The organism is Agromyces ramosus, assembly GCF_030817175.1.
GTDB classification, from domain to species: domain Bacteria; phylum Actinomycetota; class Actinomycetes; order Actinomycetales; family Microbacteriaceae; genus Agromyces; species Agromyces ramosus_A.
Genome location: NZ_JAUSYY010000001.1, coordinates 2,590,130 through 2,603,113 on the forward strand (window position 1 = coordinate 2,590,130; position 12,984 = coordinate 2,603,113).

Genomic DNA, 12,984 nt, shown 5'->3' on the forward strand with positions numbered 1-12,984 from the left:
GGTCACTCGCTGAGGCGCGCCAGTTCTTCGCTCATGGCGCGCCCGAAGGTGGCGCCAGGCACGTTCGCCGCGTCGTAGTGGACGCCGCAGTAGAGCCGGCCGGCATAGGAGACCGCCGCGACGCCGAGCCGGACGTTCGCGGCTAATACCGCAACCGGCCAGATCGCTACGACTGTGGCACCCGCGAGGCGAACTGTGGCAGCCGGGCCCGGCACATTGGTGACGAACCCGCCGACGAGATGCTGCCGCCGCGCAACCCGGTCCATGATGCGCGCCCCGATTGGGCCGCGCATGAACTCGAGGGTGCCCTGGCCCCGCGCCTGCGTCTTCTCCGCTCGGGTCTGCTCCGCGATCAGCCGCAGGCGATCTTCGGGCGCCGGCACGTCGAGCGGCAGCCGCACCAGCATGACCCCCACCTGATTGCCTGATGTTCCGCGTCGCTGCAGGGCGACCGGAACTGAGACCGGCAGTTGTGCCGGGATCTGCTCACCGGCTGCCGGTAGCGCCGCTCGGTACCCCGAAGCGACGGAGGCGAGCAGCGCGTCATTTACGGTGGCACCGAGCGGCCGCACCCGCGACTCGAGCGCAGCGAGGTCGACGTCAACGAAGGCGACCCCGCGGCGCGCACTACGCTCTCCGAGCAGCACCGTGGACCCAACCTCACGGCCCGTGAGTGTCATCCGGATGCGGTGCAGGCCGAAGCCGAGCCTTCGGAGAACGCGCCGCAAGTCGCGTCGTGGCCTTTGCTCTGCGCCCGGCAGGGACTGTGGAACGAAGACACAGACGCTGGCGTTAGTCCCGGTTCTGAGGGATCGAATAGCCGCTGCGAGATCGCGACCGCAGCCATTCCGTCCGCAACCGCGTGGTGGATGCGCAGCACGACCCCGACCTGCCCGGGGCTTGCACCGGGCACGATCAAGATCTCCCAGAGCGGTCGATCGAGCCCCAGCGGCACGCTCATCAGCTCCCCGCACAACCTCTCGAGGCCCGCGAGCCCGTCGACGGCCTCTACGAGCCGGACGTGATGTTCGAGGTCCGGCGACACCTCATCCCAGCGGTGCCGGCGACCGGCAGCAACCGGCACTTTGCGGAGCGGTGGCAGCTCGGCGATCCGCTCGCGAAGGGCCGAGCGCAGCAACTCAAAATCGGGGGTGCCATCGGGACCGACGAAGCCGCCGTTGGAGAGGAGGCCGGCGACGAGAAACACGTTCACCTGGCCGGCGTGGTCGAGGACAATGTTCGCCTCGTCCACCGCGGCGAGCCGTTGTGTCGCCGGGCGCATGCCAACAGGGTAGCGATCCCCTCTGCTGGGGAGAAGGGATCGATGGGGTCGGATCACACCACCGAGATTTGTGCACCGTGTCAGAAACGATCGTTTTCGACCCGTCAGTTCCAGGTGGTCATAACCTCGCAGGCTGAGGGCCGCCAAGGCCTCATTCCGTGGCCGCAGGCGCCGGGCGCCGAGTGAGGTCGAAACTCGGGGTTTTGAACGTTTGTGGCCAGCGTCGACCGGTCGCCAGTGCTCTAGCCCGGCAGCCGGTCCGTCAGCGGGCGTTCGCAAGCGGATCCGCTTGCGGTTCGGTGACGCGCCTCTGCGGGTGCATCAGCGATCCGCCTGTACCCGTGCGAGTCGCGTGGGGACGATATGTTCGACGGATGTACGAGCTCTTCAACTTCGGCGCCTTCTACGGCGTGATCTGGCTGGTCTTCGCACTCGCGCTACTCACTGCGGTCGTCTGCCTGATCGTTTTCCTCATTTCGGCGACGAAGGCCTCAGCCGCCATGGCCCGCTATCGTCGGGTGCAGACGGAATTGCTGCTCGCAGATGCCTCGGACGGCGGGCCACATGACGACGACATCAGCGGCGACACACGCCCGCCCGCCGCGCCCTGATCAGGGTGCGCAATCGGTCACCCGAGCCGATGCGACCTGAATTGCACCATAGATCGTCCACTACCGAGACAGACGACTGCAGTCGCGCCGATAGGTTCTTGATATGGAGACACGGCGATGGCGCGATGCGTGGAGCAAGCGGCACGCTCGAGGAGCTCGAACCCGCGTGATGATGGAGCTCTGCGACGGCTGCCGTCACCCTTGGATTGAGCACCTCGGTGCATTTGCGGACGCGGATGACTTCGGCGGCTGTGGCGAATGCGTATACGAGATAGAGCACGGCGAGCGGGAGCTGGCGTCGATCTGCAAGACGACCGTGCCACAGGTCGTTCTAAGCCGAGCTCGGGCCAGTGACGAGACCGCTTGAGGATCCCTTAGCGACACGAATGCGGTCAGGCTGCATTCGATGACACCGGCAAGTGGTCGATGACAGGATCTCCCGTATGGCCCAACCCGCACGACTGAAACCACCGCGATCGAAGCACGTCCCATACGTCAGGCACGGGACGCGGCCCGAGGTGATTCGACACCTGCCGATCGGACCGGATGATGTCCTCACCGTTGAGCGGGTCGAACGTTTCGTCAAGGAGACCAAGCGCAAGCCCGACGTTCGACTCGCGGTGCTGGGAACACTCCGAGCGCACGCGGTCAACGGCGCCGAAGTGCCGTTAGCGGGTGCCGGCACGTTCTTCGCAGCCCTCGCCCTTTTCCTCACCGCGGTTGTCGGCCCGAGCGTCCCGGCAGGGTGGCTCTGGTTGCTGTGGCTGGGGTGGGGAGTCGCTGTCACCATCGCCGCGTTCTGGGTAGTGCGGGTGTCATTCGCAGCGCATACCCGCCGAGTCACCGCAACCACCTGGCTCGGCGCCTACGAGGACAGCCTCAAGAATTAGGCTCCGCCACAGGTGCTGATGCACTACTCGGCGTACACACCTTCCTGAGCGAACTGTCGGCCGAGTTCGTTGTGGCCGGACAGCACTCGCGACTCCTACCGCCTCACCGTCCGCGCCGAAATGGCCAGATGGAACGCGCCGTCAACAGCATCGTCCTGCATCCGCGGTCGAGGTCGACACGGTCGGAGCGCAGCACCCGCCGACGCAGCGGGAACGTCGCCTCCACGGTCACCTCGACGACCTCGAGCGGGTCTGCCACGAAGGAAAACGTACCCCCTACCCGGGTCCCAGCAGTCAATGTCCTCACTTCCATTTGAGGATCCCTGATCGGTTCATCGCAGCCAGTTTGGCGCTGGAGCGAGCTGCTCGAGGAGGCGAACCCCCACTTGTAATCAGGCGAGGTCGTCCGGGCATCCGTGATGGGGGTTTCAACTCATCTAATAATCCGAGCCTCTTCAGTCGCGCAGTACCGACGCAAGGCGATGCACCGCCCCGGTCGCTGCCTGCATAAAGGCGTCTCCGTCAGACTTCGATAATCCCCATGACCGGATCAATTGGGCCGTCGCGATCAGGGTGACACTGCAGAGCGTGGTGCAGTACTTGTTGAGGTTGTCGCTGGGTAGGGCGACAACACTATCTGTGCCTGTCCAAGGGCGTTGAGTTAGCGATTCCGTGAAGACCGATTCTCCGTGCGCGACACCGGAAAGATGCGAGTAGATGGCGGCTGCAGGAGTCGCGCCGCAGTCCTCCAGCAGCTTCTTCACGAGGTTCGTGGGCGTCGGGACGCCCTCCGGCGACATGACCTTGATGCTGTCTCGTTCACCCTTCGCCCGCTTGATGCCGTCGCCGATCCGTTCGGTTGAAAGGAGCGCGATGCCACGCTTCGCGCCAGCTTCTAGTTCGGCAACAACCATCGCTCGTGCGCGGTACTCGGCCCGTGTGGAACTAGTTGCCTCCATCACCCACCATGCCCGCGCCCAGGTCTCGCAGAAACTCCGATCGAGCGTCGCGAGGCTTGGCCCGTGCGAGCCGGGGAGCGCGAGCAGTGCAGTGAAGGCAGCCAAGTGATCGGTGGCGACCCCCTGGTGGAGGCCAACAAGACGTGACGCCGCGTTGATCCTTCGTGAAGGATCGCGCTCTAACACTCCGGCGGGCGTCGTCTCGCGAATGGCTACCTGGATCTGCTGGCACGCGGCGACAAGCTCATTGAGACAATCCGCGGCGGCGGTTCGCTCGTCGTGGGTCGAGGCATAGCCGCTCATATACTCATCCCTTCCTCAGCCGGCACCGATTCCTCCTCGATGTCGAACGATGCCATGTCTTGATCGGCGGCGTTCGGCGGGATCAATCGCCGTTCTTCTTTCGGTGATGCACATGCAATCCGCCAGCGGGGAGGGGCTCGATGAGGAAGAGTTCCGTCGCTCGAACCAGGTCGGAGAGTTTCGCGTACCCCCAGTTTCGTGAGTCGAAATCGGGGTGTTGCTTCCGCATCAGCACGCCCACAGCCGAGAGGTTCGCCCATCCGTCCTCGCCCGACGCGGTGGTGACACTCGTCCGCAACCCTGAGACGAGCTTGGTGTCGCCGCGTAGCTTCGGGGACGGAACGCGCGTAGGCGCTGCAGAGGTGCTCTCCGCTGCCTCGTCGAGCACGTCGAGGTAGGTGAATCGGTCGCACGCATTACGGAAGGCTTCGGGCGTCTTCCTCTCTCCGAACCCATAGACCGTGACGCCTTCTTCCCGAATACGTGATGCGAGACGGGTGAAATCGCTGTCGGATGACACGATGCAGAACCCGTGGAAGCGACGCGTGTAGAGCAGATCCATGGCGTCGATGATCAGGGCACTGTCGGTCGCGTTCTTTCCGACCGTATTGGCGAACTGCTGCATCGGCTGAATCACGTGCTCGCTGGCGACCGGCTTCCAACTGCTCAAGTTCGGCCTGGTCCAATCCCCGTAGACCCGCTTCACAGAGGCCGTGCCGAACCGCGCAATCTCCGTGAGGACAGCACCGATCTTCGAAGGCGGCACGTTGTCAGCGTCGACAAGGACAGCAAGGAGGTCGTTCGGCTGCGACATGCGACAAGCATGGCAGTCAGCGCCCAGCACTTCCTGCCCGCCTACGGATCCTCAAATGGAAGTGAGGACATTGACTGCTGGGACCCGGGTAGGGGGTACGTTTTCCTTCGTGGCAGACCCGTTCGAGGTGGTCGAGGTGACCGTGGAGGCGACGTTCCCGCTGCGTCGGCGGGTGCTGCGCTCCGACCGTGTCGACCTCGACCTGCGGATGCCGGACGATGCTGTCGACGGCGCGTTCCATCTGGCCATTTTCGGCGCGGACGGTGAGGCGGTAGGAGTCGCGACGGCGATGCCGGCCGAGCCGCCCTTCGACGCCGAGCCTCCGGCGTGGCGGATCCGGCAGATGGCCGTCGACCCGGCCGTGCAGGGAACCGGCATCGGCGCCGCGCTCTTCGACGCGGTTGTGCAGCACATCCGTGAGCGGCGCGGCGCCACGGTGTGGGCGGAGTCGCGTGACAGCAGTGTCGGATTCTACCTCGCGCAGGGAATGTCGGTCGTCGCCGGGCGAGCGCACCGCGCCGGAGGTGTGGACTACACGGATGTCGTCATGCGACTCGGCCGTTCTGAGGACCGGCAACCTCTCTGACCTGTCCTTTAGACGATCGACCATCGGGCAAGGTTCGCCACGGTATCGGGCGCTGTCGAGCACTAGTTTTGGCACCATGGATTCGTGGAGCGGACTGAAGATCGACACCCAGGAACTCCGCGAGGTATTCGAACGATTGATCACTCATCTGGAGCAGAGCAGAGGCGAGTCCGTGACACTGCACGAGGACTACTTCTATTCGCTACCCTTCCCTGAAATCTACGATGTGACGAACGACCCGCCATCGCCAACTATTGGGCAGCTCGCCGAATCGTGGACGAACCTCCAGCGCACCCAAGACATCGGCTCCACCGTCACGTTCGAGCTTGTGTGGCTAGGCGACCTGCTCAAGGCTCTCGGGCATTTGGCGTAGAGGGATCGCTACCGCGTAGACGGGCAGAATCGTTTCATGACGAAAAGGCGGGTCGGCCCGGCGCGGACTAGGAGATCGCATCGAATGCGGTTCGGTCGGCCGCTGCCCGCGGCTTCAATTGTGGTCCTCCTGGCGGGATGCTCTCCGTACTGGGCAGCGAGTGGCGACACGTTCGTCGAGTACAGCGGGAGCGACCGGGGGAAGGTTCAGGCATGCGCCGATTTCTCCGCCAACTCCGAGCACCAAGCGAGCGCAGGAATCCCCCTGTATGTCGTTGTCACCGACATCGACGTCGCGCAGATGGACGGCGCATGGGATATCACTGGCACGACTCTCCTGGTCAATGACCATGATGAATACCTCGCCTGGTCGTGTCGAGTGACCATCGACGCTGAGAGTCGAAGTATGCACGCCCAACTTATGACCACCCGACCGGGTCAGGAGCTTCCGCTCTGCGGGAACGCCTGCTCGGCACCGACTCATGGCTCGATCGAGATCGAATTTGGCGATTCGCTCCACTCTCCTAGTTCGCTGCCATGCATCGACCTCGCCGCAGCGGTCGCCTCACCGCCAGATCATGCCAGACCCATCCGCGCAACGGTGAGAGGCGATCATGATGCCCCGACCCGACGGTTCCACGGGACGCTCGAGGTGGGATCGCGCGCGGCTTACCAGTGGACTTGTGAGCTCTCCAAGGCCGACGATCCGTGGGCGCTCGACTACGAGTTGACCGCCTTTGAACCTTCGTGATCCGTGCCAACGCACCGAGCTCATGCGCCCCGATAGTGGATTCCCGAGCGGGCGATCGACCCCATTGCCGGCAAGTCCGTCGAGCGGCATCATCATGGAGAGACTTGTTACACGAGCTCTGGAACGACCCAGAACCGGTCGAGAGCGGGTATCTGACGTACTGTCTAGCGGACCTGCGCGGAGACGCTGCGCGATCGAACTTGTCATCAAGAGCGGAGCGGATTTGGACCGTTGAGGCCCGCAGTCACTTTGCGGCTATGACGCTCTACTACGAGCACATGGGCTGGGGCGAGTACACGACCGACTTTCCCGAAGTCGACAGCAGCCGTACGGGGCGCGTGGTTGGGAATAGGTCAGCAGCCGGCGCACCGTCGAGTTGGCGGGCTCACATGGCCGGCCACGATCTGGCGGTTGGTCAAGTGCCCGATAGCCGGTCCGCCTGCGGGCGCTCGAAAGCCGGTCCGAACATGCAGCAGTTTTCTCGAATGGAGGCTCCACCGCGACTACTGCAATTTCAAGCGGCTCTGGTCGAGCGTCGTCGAACACACATGCTCATAGCCGGCGATGGCCTCGACTAGTTCCGCCCTACGGTCAAGGGTTTCAGCAGTGAGGCGCTCCACGGCCTCGGAAGATGGATCAGTGTCAAGCCAATCGAGCGTCTCCTGCAGCGTTGCGTTGTAGGTCGTCATGGCGGACTGAAGCTCTGAGAAAGCCTCCTGCTCTTCTCCACCAGCTGCGTCTACGGAGCTGCGGAGCTCGTCAGCGGCAGACTCCAATTTCGGTAGCTCGGCACGAACGCGGTCTGCGGTGACCGTCGCTTGATCCAGCAGTTTCGTGTACTTGTAGGTTGATTCGGCGACTTGAGCGCACCTATCGGCTGTGCCGCTTGTGCAGCCAGTCAGTGAGATGACGACAGCAGATGCGGCGACGGCGACAATGACAAGTTTCACGGTTCTCCGAGACGACAGTGCCCAGCGATGCAGATCTGGATGATCCCGGCGATGATCATGACGGTCGGCGACATGATGTGGAGTCTAGGTCTGGACGACGTCGAAGGCGATTGGGGCGCCGCCCCTTCGGGCGAGCGCCCCAATCTTGGGCCGTCCGTGATCGTTGAGAGTTAGTTCTTGGTGACCACCTTCTTGATCTTGATCGTGCCGTCGGCCGTGATCGAGGAACCAGCGCCCGCGGCGGCGACCGTCAGATCACCGTGCGGGGTACCTGCAGGGATGACGAAGCTGAGCTTCACCGACCCGTCGGCGGCCGTGACGGCGTTGCCGAGTACGGTGGCGCCGGCCGTGACGGCGACGGATTCGCCGGTTCGGAATCCCTTGCCGGTGATGGTGACCGGTGCGCCAGGAGCCACGGGCTTGTTGGGAATGGACAGTGAAGCGCCCTTCGCACGAGCGGCCACCTCGGCGCAGGCGTCGTTGGCGACACCCACGAGCGGAAGCTCGGTTGCGCCGATGACACCGTCGTCCTCGCGGACGACCACCTGTGCGAACGCGTCGTCTCCCATTACCACCCCTCGGGTGTTGGTCACCGCGACCGTGTACACCGTCGAGGCGGCGGTCGCGGCGGTCGTGTCGCCGTAGGTGGGAACGGTCACGGCCTTGCAGACCTCACCCGGGGCGAAGGTCACCTTCTGCGCGACCACCCCGACCTTGGAGGTGGTCGCGGTGGAACCCAGCACCGACACATACACGTCGGAAGCCGTCGTCGCCGGCGCGGAGAGCACGACCGGAACCTGCACCTCGTTCGGGCCGACGCGCTCCTCGACGTACGTGGTCGCCGTGTCGACCGCCACCATCGTCTGCGGTGTCGCCTGCCCGAGCGAGGGCCGGTCGAACGACAGGTCCGACACGTATGCTGCTCCGTCGGCGGTGCCCGAGACGCCAGCGGCGCCCGCCAACCGCACCTCACGCACGTCGGTGATGTTGAGCCCCGCAGCGGCAAGGTCCGCGAGCGGGACGCTCACCTTCTGCAGCACGATCTTGCCCAGCGTCGTCGAATTCTGCGTGCTCTGCGGTAGGCGCAGCAGCGCAGCCGCGTTCAGCTCCGAGGCCAGCGCGGTGAAGGTCGCACCCGCTCCGTCGATGACCGAGATCTTCAGGTCGGTGCCGCCTCCGTACGGGACCGACTCGTCGGCCGCCGTGCGGAACGAGAGGTTCGTGTACTCCGAGGCATCCCGTTGCGCGGCGGGCACCGGCACGCGAACCTCGCCTGAGGCATCCGACCACTTCATGCGGGCGACCGGCGTGGCCGGGACGTCACCGGCGAACCGGACGTTCGTCCAGTGCGGCACCTGCGCCGACGCGAGCGTCGAACATGCGGGGAGCTCTTGAGGCACGAGCCGTCCTGCCATGCTGGCGCACACCGACAGGGAGGCGCTCCCGTAGGTGCGGGCCGTCGTCGCCGGTCCCTCGAAGGTCTCGAGGTCGGCTCGAGCCGAATCCGGCTGGGTCGCGACGGTGCGCACGTCGACATCGGCGGTGGTGGCTGTCTTCGCGCCCGAGCCGTCGAAGGGTGCCAGGAACTGCTCCTCGCCACCCACGGTCGCCCGGAACCAACCGGTCATCAGCGAGGTGCCGACGTCGTACTGCACCGACGGCGACACGCGGATCGTGGTATCGACCGCCGCCCCGGCGGTACCGCAGACGCTGTCGACCGCACGGGCGGAGGTGGTGCTGGTGCCCGACCAGTCGTCGCTCACGTTGAAGGAGTAGAGACCCGGCGTCCAGACCGTGTTGAAGAAGTTGTGGTTCGCGCCCATGACCCACACGTCCGAGCGCAGCACGTCGTCGCCGAACGCATAGCGCGCATCGTCGTTCATGTGCTGGCCCTGCTGATTCGAGACATCCCCGTCGCAGTACGGCAGGATGACGAGGTTCGGCACGTTGGGCACCGTCATGCGTCCGAAGTCCACGGGCGCGAGCGGCAGGGTCGAGACGATGGCGAACGGGTCGGGAAGAGCTTGGTTGAGCGTCGCGGCCGAGGTGACCCCCTCGCCACCGCGTGAGTGCCCCATGAGGCCGATGCGCGAGAAGTCGAAACGCCCCACCAGGTCGCTGGGGGTGAGCTCCACGACCGCGGGATCGATGCGAGCTGCCTCAGTACCCTCGTTGCCCGTGAGGGCGTCGGCGAGCGTCACGTCTACGCCAGTGGCGGCGTCGTGCAGCACCACCGACTCGCCCGCGTTGGCCTTCCGGAGCAGGTCGAGCGTGTCGAGGATCAGCTGGCCGCGGGCACGTGCGCCGAAGTCGAGCGCGAGCTGGTTGTCGTTCGAGTTCACTGCGTTCGCCGAGATCGAGACGACGGCGTACCCGTTGCTCGCGAGCGACTCGGCAGTGCCGTCGTAGCCCGCGTAGCTCGGGATCGAGACCTGGCTCGACGAGCACGGCCACCGAAGCGGGTTGGCGGGGGAGCCCGCGCACGAGGTGTGACGTCCGTGCAGCAGCACGACGAGGGGACGCGCGCCACCGGTCGAGGGGAGGTAGATCTTGCCTTCGACCTCTCCTCGGATGCCGCCGATGCCCGCGAGGTCGATCGCCTGGTCGCCGAAGCGGTAGATCGACTCGGTGTACGCGTAGTCGCCGTGCACTGCGGGGTCGGCGCTGAGCGCCGACGTCTCAGTGGGAGCCGTCTCGATCGCGGGCACGTCGGCGACGACTTCCTCGGTGGTGCCGGCCTCGGCGAACCAGCCAGGCTCGACCTCCTCCGGGTCGTTGACGATCGGGTCGCTCGTCAGCACGGTCAACTTCTTGCCGTCGGCCGACTCCCGGGCGAACCCGACCGCCTCGCCATCGACCTCGATGGTCGGGGCATCCGACCGCATCTCGAGGGGACGGTCGAGCTCGACCTCGACCTCGTAGACGCCGCCGAGGTCGGTGACCGTCCAGTTGTCACCGGAGGCGATAACCGCGTCGTCGACCGGGGCCGCCGCCGCGGGGAGCGCGATCGCCGGCGTGATCAGGAACGCCGTGGTGATGCCCACGGCGAGACTCGCAGCGGCGCGGCGACGCCACGCGATGCGCGAGATTGGTGCATTCATTGAGAGTCCTTCGTTCACGAACGGATGGGGGAGTCAGGGCTGACTGCGGCCCTGTTCGTCACCAGACCAGAAAGCGGTTTCCGCCCTATGCCGCCCGCATTTCGCGCGTGAGAACAAGTGCTCACCGAAGGCGAGGTGCGGCTCTCACGGGGTGAAGGGCTTCAGGAGACGACGGGCGCCTTGACGTCATCCGCATCATGCATGGCGCCGATTTGGCCCGCAGGTAACGCCCTGAGCCGCGGCCACCAGCACCGAACCGTGTCCCGGTAGCGACGGTACTCATCGCCGAAGCGTGCCTCGAGATCGGATTCCTCGAGCGGACGGATGACGTAGTTCCACATGAGCGAGCCGGCGATCGAGTAGGCGACGACCAGCCACGACGAGAGCAGGAGGCCGACCGCGACACCCTGCACGAAGCCGGCGATCGCCATCGGGTTGCGCACGAAGCGGTAGGGGCCCGCGATCACGAGCCGGTTCGGCATCGCTGCCGGCAGCGGAGTGCCAGCGCCCCTCGTCGACATGGCGGCCGCCGACCACAACCCCAGCGCGCTCGCGAGGAGGAACACCACGAAGCCGGTGGGGCCGGCGATCGGCGGGAACGGCATCGACAGTCCCCAGCGCTGCTCCACGAAGGCCAGGACCAGCGGCACGACACCGAGGAAGAAGCCCCAGAAGATCAGGATCTGGAATGCGGTGGTCGCCACGTGTGCGAACGAGGACGCCCGCGCGTTGGCAGGACGGAACGCGAATGGCCCACGAGAGACGATCCACTCAGTCGGCAACCGACCGAGCAAGACGAAGCACAGCCCAACCGCCGACCCTGCCGCGGCGCCTGCCATCAGGAGCACGCCCAAGCCCGCCTCGGTCGTCACCGTCGCGTACACCGCCAAGCAACCGGTGACGATGAACGTCCAAACGGCGGCGATGACGGCGGCGACACGCGACCCGAGGGCGGCGACTGCTGAAGCGCAGACGAACAACGGGATGTCGAAGATCGCGACGATCACCGGATCGAGGCTTCCGAGCGTGGCCTCGCGCACCGCGGGTGAAAGGAACACCGCGACCCACCAGGCACCGCCGGCGAGCGCCTGCGCGACGAAGTACAGGCGACTCCACATGGCCGAACGATAACACCGGGGCGCCGAGGCCGGGCACTCGTGCGAGACTGCCCCGATGACCGCCGACATCGAGCTCGCACGAATCGAGGCCGGCGCCGTCACGCTGCACGACGCGCGCCGCAAGGTGCGGTGGAGCGTCGACCTCGAGCCGTTCGAGATCGGCGTCTACCCGGTGACACAGGAGCAGCTGGCCGAGATGCTCGGAGAGACCGCGTCGCATCCGCGCCGACCGGCGACCGGGGTGAGCTGGCTCCGGGCCATCAGGTTCTGCAATGCGGCATCCGAGTGGGAGGGACTCGACCCCGTCTACACCTTCGACGGCGAGGATGTTACGTGGCACGTCGGTGCCGACGGGTACCGCCTGCCCACCGAGGCGGAGTGGGAGTTCGCGTGCCGCGCGGGGTCGACGGGCGCGCACTACGGGCCGCTCGCCGAGGTCGCGTGGACGAGCGGCGACGGGGTGACGACCCCGCAAGACGTCGGTGCAAAGCTGCCGAACCTCAACGGACTGTTCGACACCCTCGGGAACGTGTGGGAGTGGTGCTGGGACCTGCTCGATCCCGCCCGCTACGACGCCTACCGAGTGTTCCGCGGGGGCGGGTTCGCAGACGATGCCTGGAGCGTCAGGGCCTCGACGCGGCGGGGCGGTGCGCCGCGCATGCACCAAGAAGACGTCGGGTTCCGCGTCGCGCGCGGCGGGTTCGATGCGACGGATGCCGCCCAGGGATGGTCCGCGGAGGCCGACCGGGAGCGGGCCGCAATCGACGGCCCGCTTCCGCCCGGGTGGACGCCGCGCCGCTGAGGGTGCGAGTCAGACCTCGTTCCAATGGCGCAGCTTCACCGGGCACAAGCGGATCCAGACCATGCTGATGAGTCCTCGGGTGAAGTCGACCGTCATCGCGGCAATCGTCTCACCGCCTCGGCTGAGCATGAGGCCCGCCTGTGCATTGACTGAGCGCTCGTCGATGACGAGTTCCGGCTTGGCGGCCATGCCGTGCAGGAGCAATGCGATCGCGGCGGATGCCCCGCGCACGACTCCGAGCTTGGGCTGACTCTGATCACCCGCATCGACGACCACGGCGACGCCGGGATCCAGCATCGCGGCCAGTCGTTCGGCGTCACCGCTCTCAGCTGCGCGGCGGAACGCGTGCACGGCGCGGTGATGCGGAGGGCGGGGCATCCAATCGATCGTGGTCATGCTGTTCCCTTCGAGCCACGGCCCCAATGAATAGGGCCCTGTACATATG

Annotated in this window: 16 protein-coding genes; 7 read left to right on the forward strand and 9 right to left on the reverse strand. The window is 65.9% G+C overall.

Going from position 1 to position 12,984, the window contains the following annotated elements; all coding sequences use genetic code 11:
- Nucleotides 1-2 precede the first annotated feature (2 nt).
- Both QFZ26_RS12140 and QFZ26_RS12145 read right to left on the reverse strand, forming a co-directional pair.
- Nucleotides 3-647, reverse strand: coding sequence for a WS/DGAT domain-containing protein (locus tag QFZ26_RS12140; RefSeq protein WP_307042433.1), 645 nt, complete (start codon nucleotides 645-647; stop codon nucleotides 3-5).
- A gap of 29 nt (nucleotides 648-676) precedes the next feature.
- Nucleotides 677-1,282, reverse strand: coding sequence for a wax ester/triacylglycerol synthase domain-containing protein (locus QFZ26_RS12145; RefSeq protein ID WP_307042435.1), 606 nt, complete (start codon nucleotides 1,280-1,282; stop codon nucleotides 677-679).
- Nucleotides 1,283-1,656: 374 nt separating this feature from the next.
- On the opposite strand from QFZ26_RS12145, the gene QFZ26_RS12150 reads away from it, so the two are divergent.
- Nucleotides 1,657-1,893, forward strand: a complete 237-nt coding sequence (locus QFZ26_RS12150; RefSeq protein WP_307042437.1) for a hypothetical protein — start codon at nucleotides 1,657-1,659, stop codon at nucleotides 1,891-1,893.
- Nucleotides 1,894-2,411: 518 nt separating this feature from the next.
- Nucleotides 2,412-2,783: a hypothetical protein gene (locus QFZ26_RS12155; protein ID WP_307042438.1), complete on the forward strand. Its 372-nt coding sequence runs from the start codon at nucleotides 2,412-2,414 to the stop codon at nucleotides 2,781-2,783.
- Nucleotides 2,784-2,886: 103 nt separating this feature from the next.
- Here QFZ26_RS12155 and QFZ26_RS12160 read toward each other — a convergent pair whose 3' ends face one another.
- The 3 genes from QFZ26_RS12160 to QFZ26_RS12170 all read right to left on the reverse strand — a co-directional run bounded on the left by QFZ26_RS12160 (nucleotide 2,887) and on the right by QFZ26_RS12170 (nucleotide 4,859).
- Entirely contained in the window at nucleotides 2,887-3,042 is a 156-nt protein-coding gene (locus tag QFZ26_RS12160; protein ID WP_307042440.1) for a hypothetical protein, read from the reverse strand.
- Nucleotides 3,043-3,238: 196 nt separating this feature from the next.
- Nucleotides 3,239-4,045 (reverse strand): hypothetical protein, encoded by an 807-nt coding sequence (locus QFZ26_RS12165; RefSeq protein ID WP_307042442.1) that lies wholly within the window; start codon nucleotides 4,043-4,045, stop codon nucleotides 3,239-3,241.
- A gap of 82 nt (nucleotides 4,046-4,127) precedes the next feature.
- Nucleotides 4,128-4,859 carry an NYN domain-containing protein gene (locus tag QFZ26_RS12170; RefSeq protein ID WP_307042443.1) on the reverse strand — a complete coding sequence of 244 codons (732 nt, stop codon included), beginning with the start codon at nucleotides 4,857-4,859 and terminating at the stop codon, nucleotides 4,128-4,130.
- 55 nt (nucleotides 4,860-4,914) lie between these two features.
- Here QFZ26_RS12170 and QFZ26_RS12175 point away from each other — a divergent pair, with 55 nt between their 5' ends.
- From QFZ26_RS12175 to QFZ26_RS12185, 3 genes are all read left to right on the forward strand, one after another.
- Nucleotides 4,915-5,445 carry a GNAT family N-acetyltransferase gene (locus QFZ26_RS12175; RefSeq protein WP_307042445.1) on the forward strand — a complete coding sequence of 177 codons (531 nt, stop codon included), beginning with the start codon at nucleotides 4,915-4,917 and terminating at the stop codon, nucleotides 5,443-5,445.
- 76 nt (nucleotides 5,446-5,521) lie between these two features.
- Nucleotides 5,522-5,818 (forward strand): hypothetical protein, encoded by a 297-nt coding sequence (locus tag QFZ26_RS12180; RefSeq protein WP_307042447.1) that lies wholly within the window; start codon nucleotides 5,522-5,524, stop codon nucleotides 5,816-5,818.
- Between the two features lie 84 nt (nucleotides 5,819-5,902).
- Nucleotides 5,903-6,568 carry a hypothetical protein gene (locus QFZ26_RS12185; protein WP_307042448.1) on the forward strand — a complete coding sequence of 222 codons (666 nt, stop codon included), beginning with the start codon at nucleotides 5,903-5,905 and terminating at the stop codon, nucleotides 6,566-6,568.
- Between the two features lie 503 nt (nucleotides 6,569-7,071).
- On the opposite strand, the gene QFZ26_RS12190 is transcribed toward QFZ26_RS12185, so the two are convergent.
- Entirely contained in the window at nucleotides 7,072-7,518 is a 447-nt protein-coding gene (locus QFZ26_RS12190; RefSeq protein WP_307042450.1) for a hypothetical protein, read from the reverse strand.
- Between the two features lie 27 nt (nucleotides 7,519-7,545).
- Between QFZ26_RS12190 and QFZ26_RS12195 the strand changes: the two genes are divergently transcribed.
- The gene (locus tag QFZ26_RS12195) at nucleotides 7,546-7,692 is read left to right on the forward strand and encodes a hypothetical protein (RefSeq protein WP_307042452.1); all 147 of its coding nucleotides are present in this window, start codon (nucleotides 7,546-7,548) and stop codon (nucleotides 7,690-7,692) included.
- On the opposite strand, the gene QFZ26_RS12200 is transcribed toward QFZ26_RS12195, so the two are convergent.
- Together QFZ26_RS12200 and QFZ26_RS12205 are read right to left on the reverse strand one after the other, a co-directional pair.
- The gene (locus QFZ26_RS12200) at nucleotides 7,689-10,619 is read right to left on the reverse strand and encodes a hypothetical protein (RefSeq protein WP_307042454.1); all 2,931 of its coding nucleotides are present in this window, start codon (nucleotides 10,617-10,619) and stop codon (nucleotides 7,689-7,691) included. The genes QFZ26_RS12195 and QFZ26_RS12200 overlap by 4 nt on opposite strands.
- Before the next feature lie 161 nt (nucleotides 10,620-10,780).
- Nucleotides 10,781-11,737 (reverse strand): methyltransferase family protein, encoded by a 957-nt coding sequence (locus QFZ26_RS12205; RefSeq protein ID WP_307042456.1) that lies wholly within the window; start codon nucleotides 11,735-11,737, stop codon nucleotides 10,781-10,783.
- Between the two features lie 55 nt (nucleotides 11,738-11,792).
- On the opposite strand from QFZ26_RS12205, the gene QFZ26_RS12210 reads away from it, so the two are divergent.
- A complete protein-coding gene (locus QFZ26_RS12210) occupies nucleotides 11,793-12,539 on the forward strand; it encodes a formylglycine-generating enzyme family protein (RefSeq protein WP_307042458.1) in 747 nt (248 codons plus the stop codon).
- Nucleotides 12,540-12,548: 9 nt separating this feature from the next.
- On the opposite strand, the gene QFZ26_RS12215 is transcribed toward QFZ26_RS12210, so the two are convergent.
- Nucleotides 12,549-12,935: a hypothetical protein gene (locus tag QFZ26_RS12215; protein ID WP_307042459.1), complete on the reverse strand. Its 387-nt coding sequence runs from the start codon at nucleotides 12,933-12,935 to the stop codon at nucleotides 12,549-12,551.
- Nucleotides 12,936-12,984: the final 49 nt, after the last annotated feature.

What these genes read in the sequence shown, in the direction of transcription:
- QFZ26_RS12145 (WP_307042435.1), bottom strand. Translation starts at nt 1,282, where the DNA reads ATGCGCCCGGCGACACAACGGCTCGCCGCGGTGGACGAGGCGAACATT.
- QFZ26_RS12150 (WP_307042437.1), top strand. Translation starts at nt 1,657, where the DNA reads ATGTACGAGCTCTTCAACTTCGGCGCCTTCTACGGCGTGATCTGGCTG.
- QFZ26_RS12165 (WP_307042442.1), bottom strand. Translation starts at nt 4,045, where the DNA reads ATGAGCGGCTATGCCTCGACCCACGACGAGCGAACCGCCGCCGCGGAT.
- QFZ26_RS12170 (WP_307042443.1), bottom strand. Translation starts at nt 4,859, where the DNA reads ATGTCGCAGCCGAACGACCTCCTTGCTGTCCTTGTCGACGCTGACAAC.
- QFZ26_RS12175 (WP_307042445.1), top strand. Translation starts at nt 4,915, where the DNA reads ATGGAAGTGAGGACATTGACTGCTGGGACCCGGGTAGGGGGTACGTTT.
- QFZ26_RS12180 (WP_307042447.1), top strand. Translation starts at nt 5,522, where the DNA reads ATGGATTCGTGGAGCGGACTGAAGATCGACACCCAGGAACTCCGCGAG.
- QFZ26_RS12185 (WP_307042448.1), top strand. Translation starts at nt 5,903, where the DNA reads ATGCGGTTCGGTCGGCCGCTGCCCGCGGCTTCAATTGTGGTCCTCCTG.
- QFZ26_RS12195 (WP_307042452.1), top strand. Translation starts at nt 7,546, where the DNA reads ATGCAGATCTGGATGATCCCGGCGATGATCATGACGGTCGGCGACATG.
- QFZ26_RS12200 (WP_307042454.1), bottom strand. Translation starts at nt 10,619, where the DNA reads ATGAATGCACCAATCTCGCGCATCGCGTGGCGTCGCCGCGCCGCTGCG.
- QFZ26_RS12205 (WP_307042456.1), bottom strand. Translation starts at nt 11,737, where the DNA reads ATGTGGAGTCGCCTGTACTTCGTCGCGCAGGCGCTCGCCGGCGGTGCC.
- QFZ26_RS12210 (WP_307042458.1), top strand. Translation starts at nt 11,793, where the DNA reads ATGACCGCCGACATCGAGCTCGCACGAATCGAGGCCGGCGCCGTCACG.
- QFZ26_RS12215 (WP_307042459.1), bottom strand. Translation starts at nt 12,935, where the DNA reads ATGACCACGATCGATTGGATGCCCCGCCCTCCGCATCACCGCGCCGTG.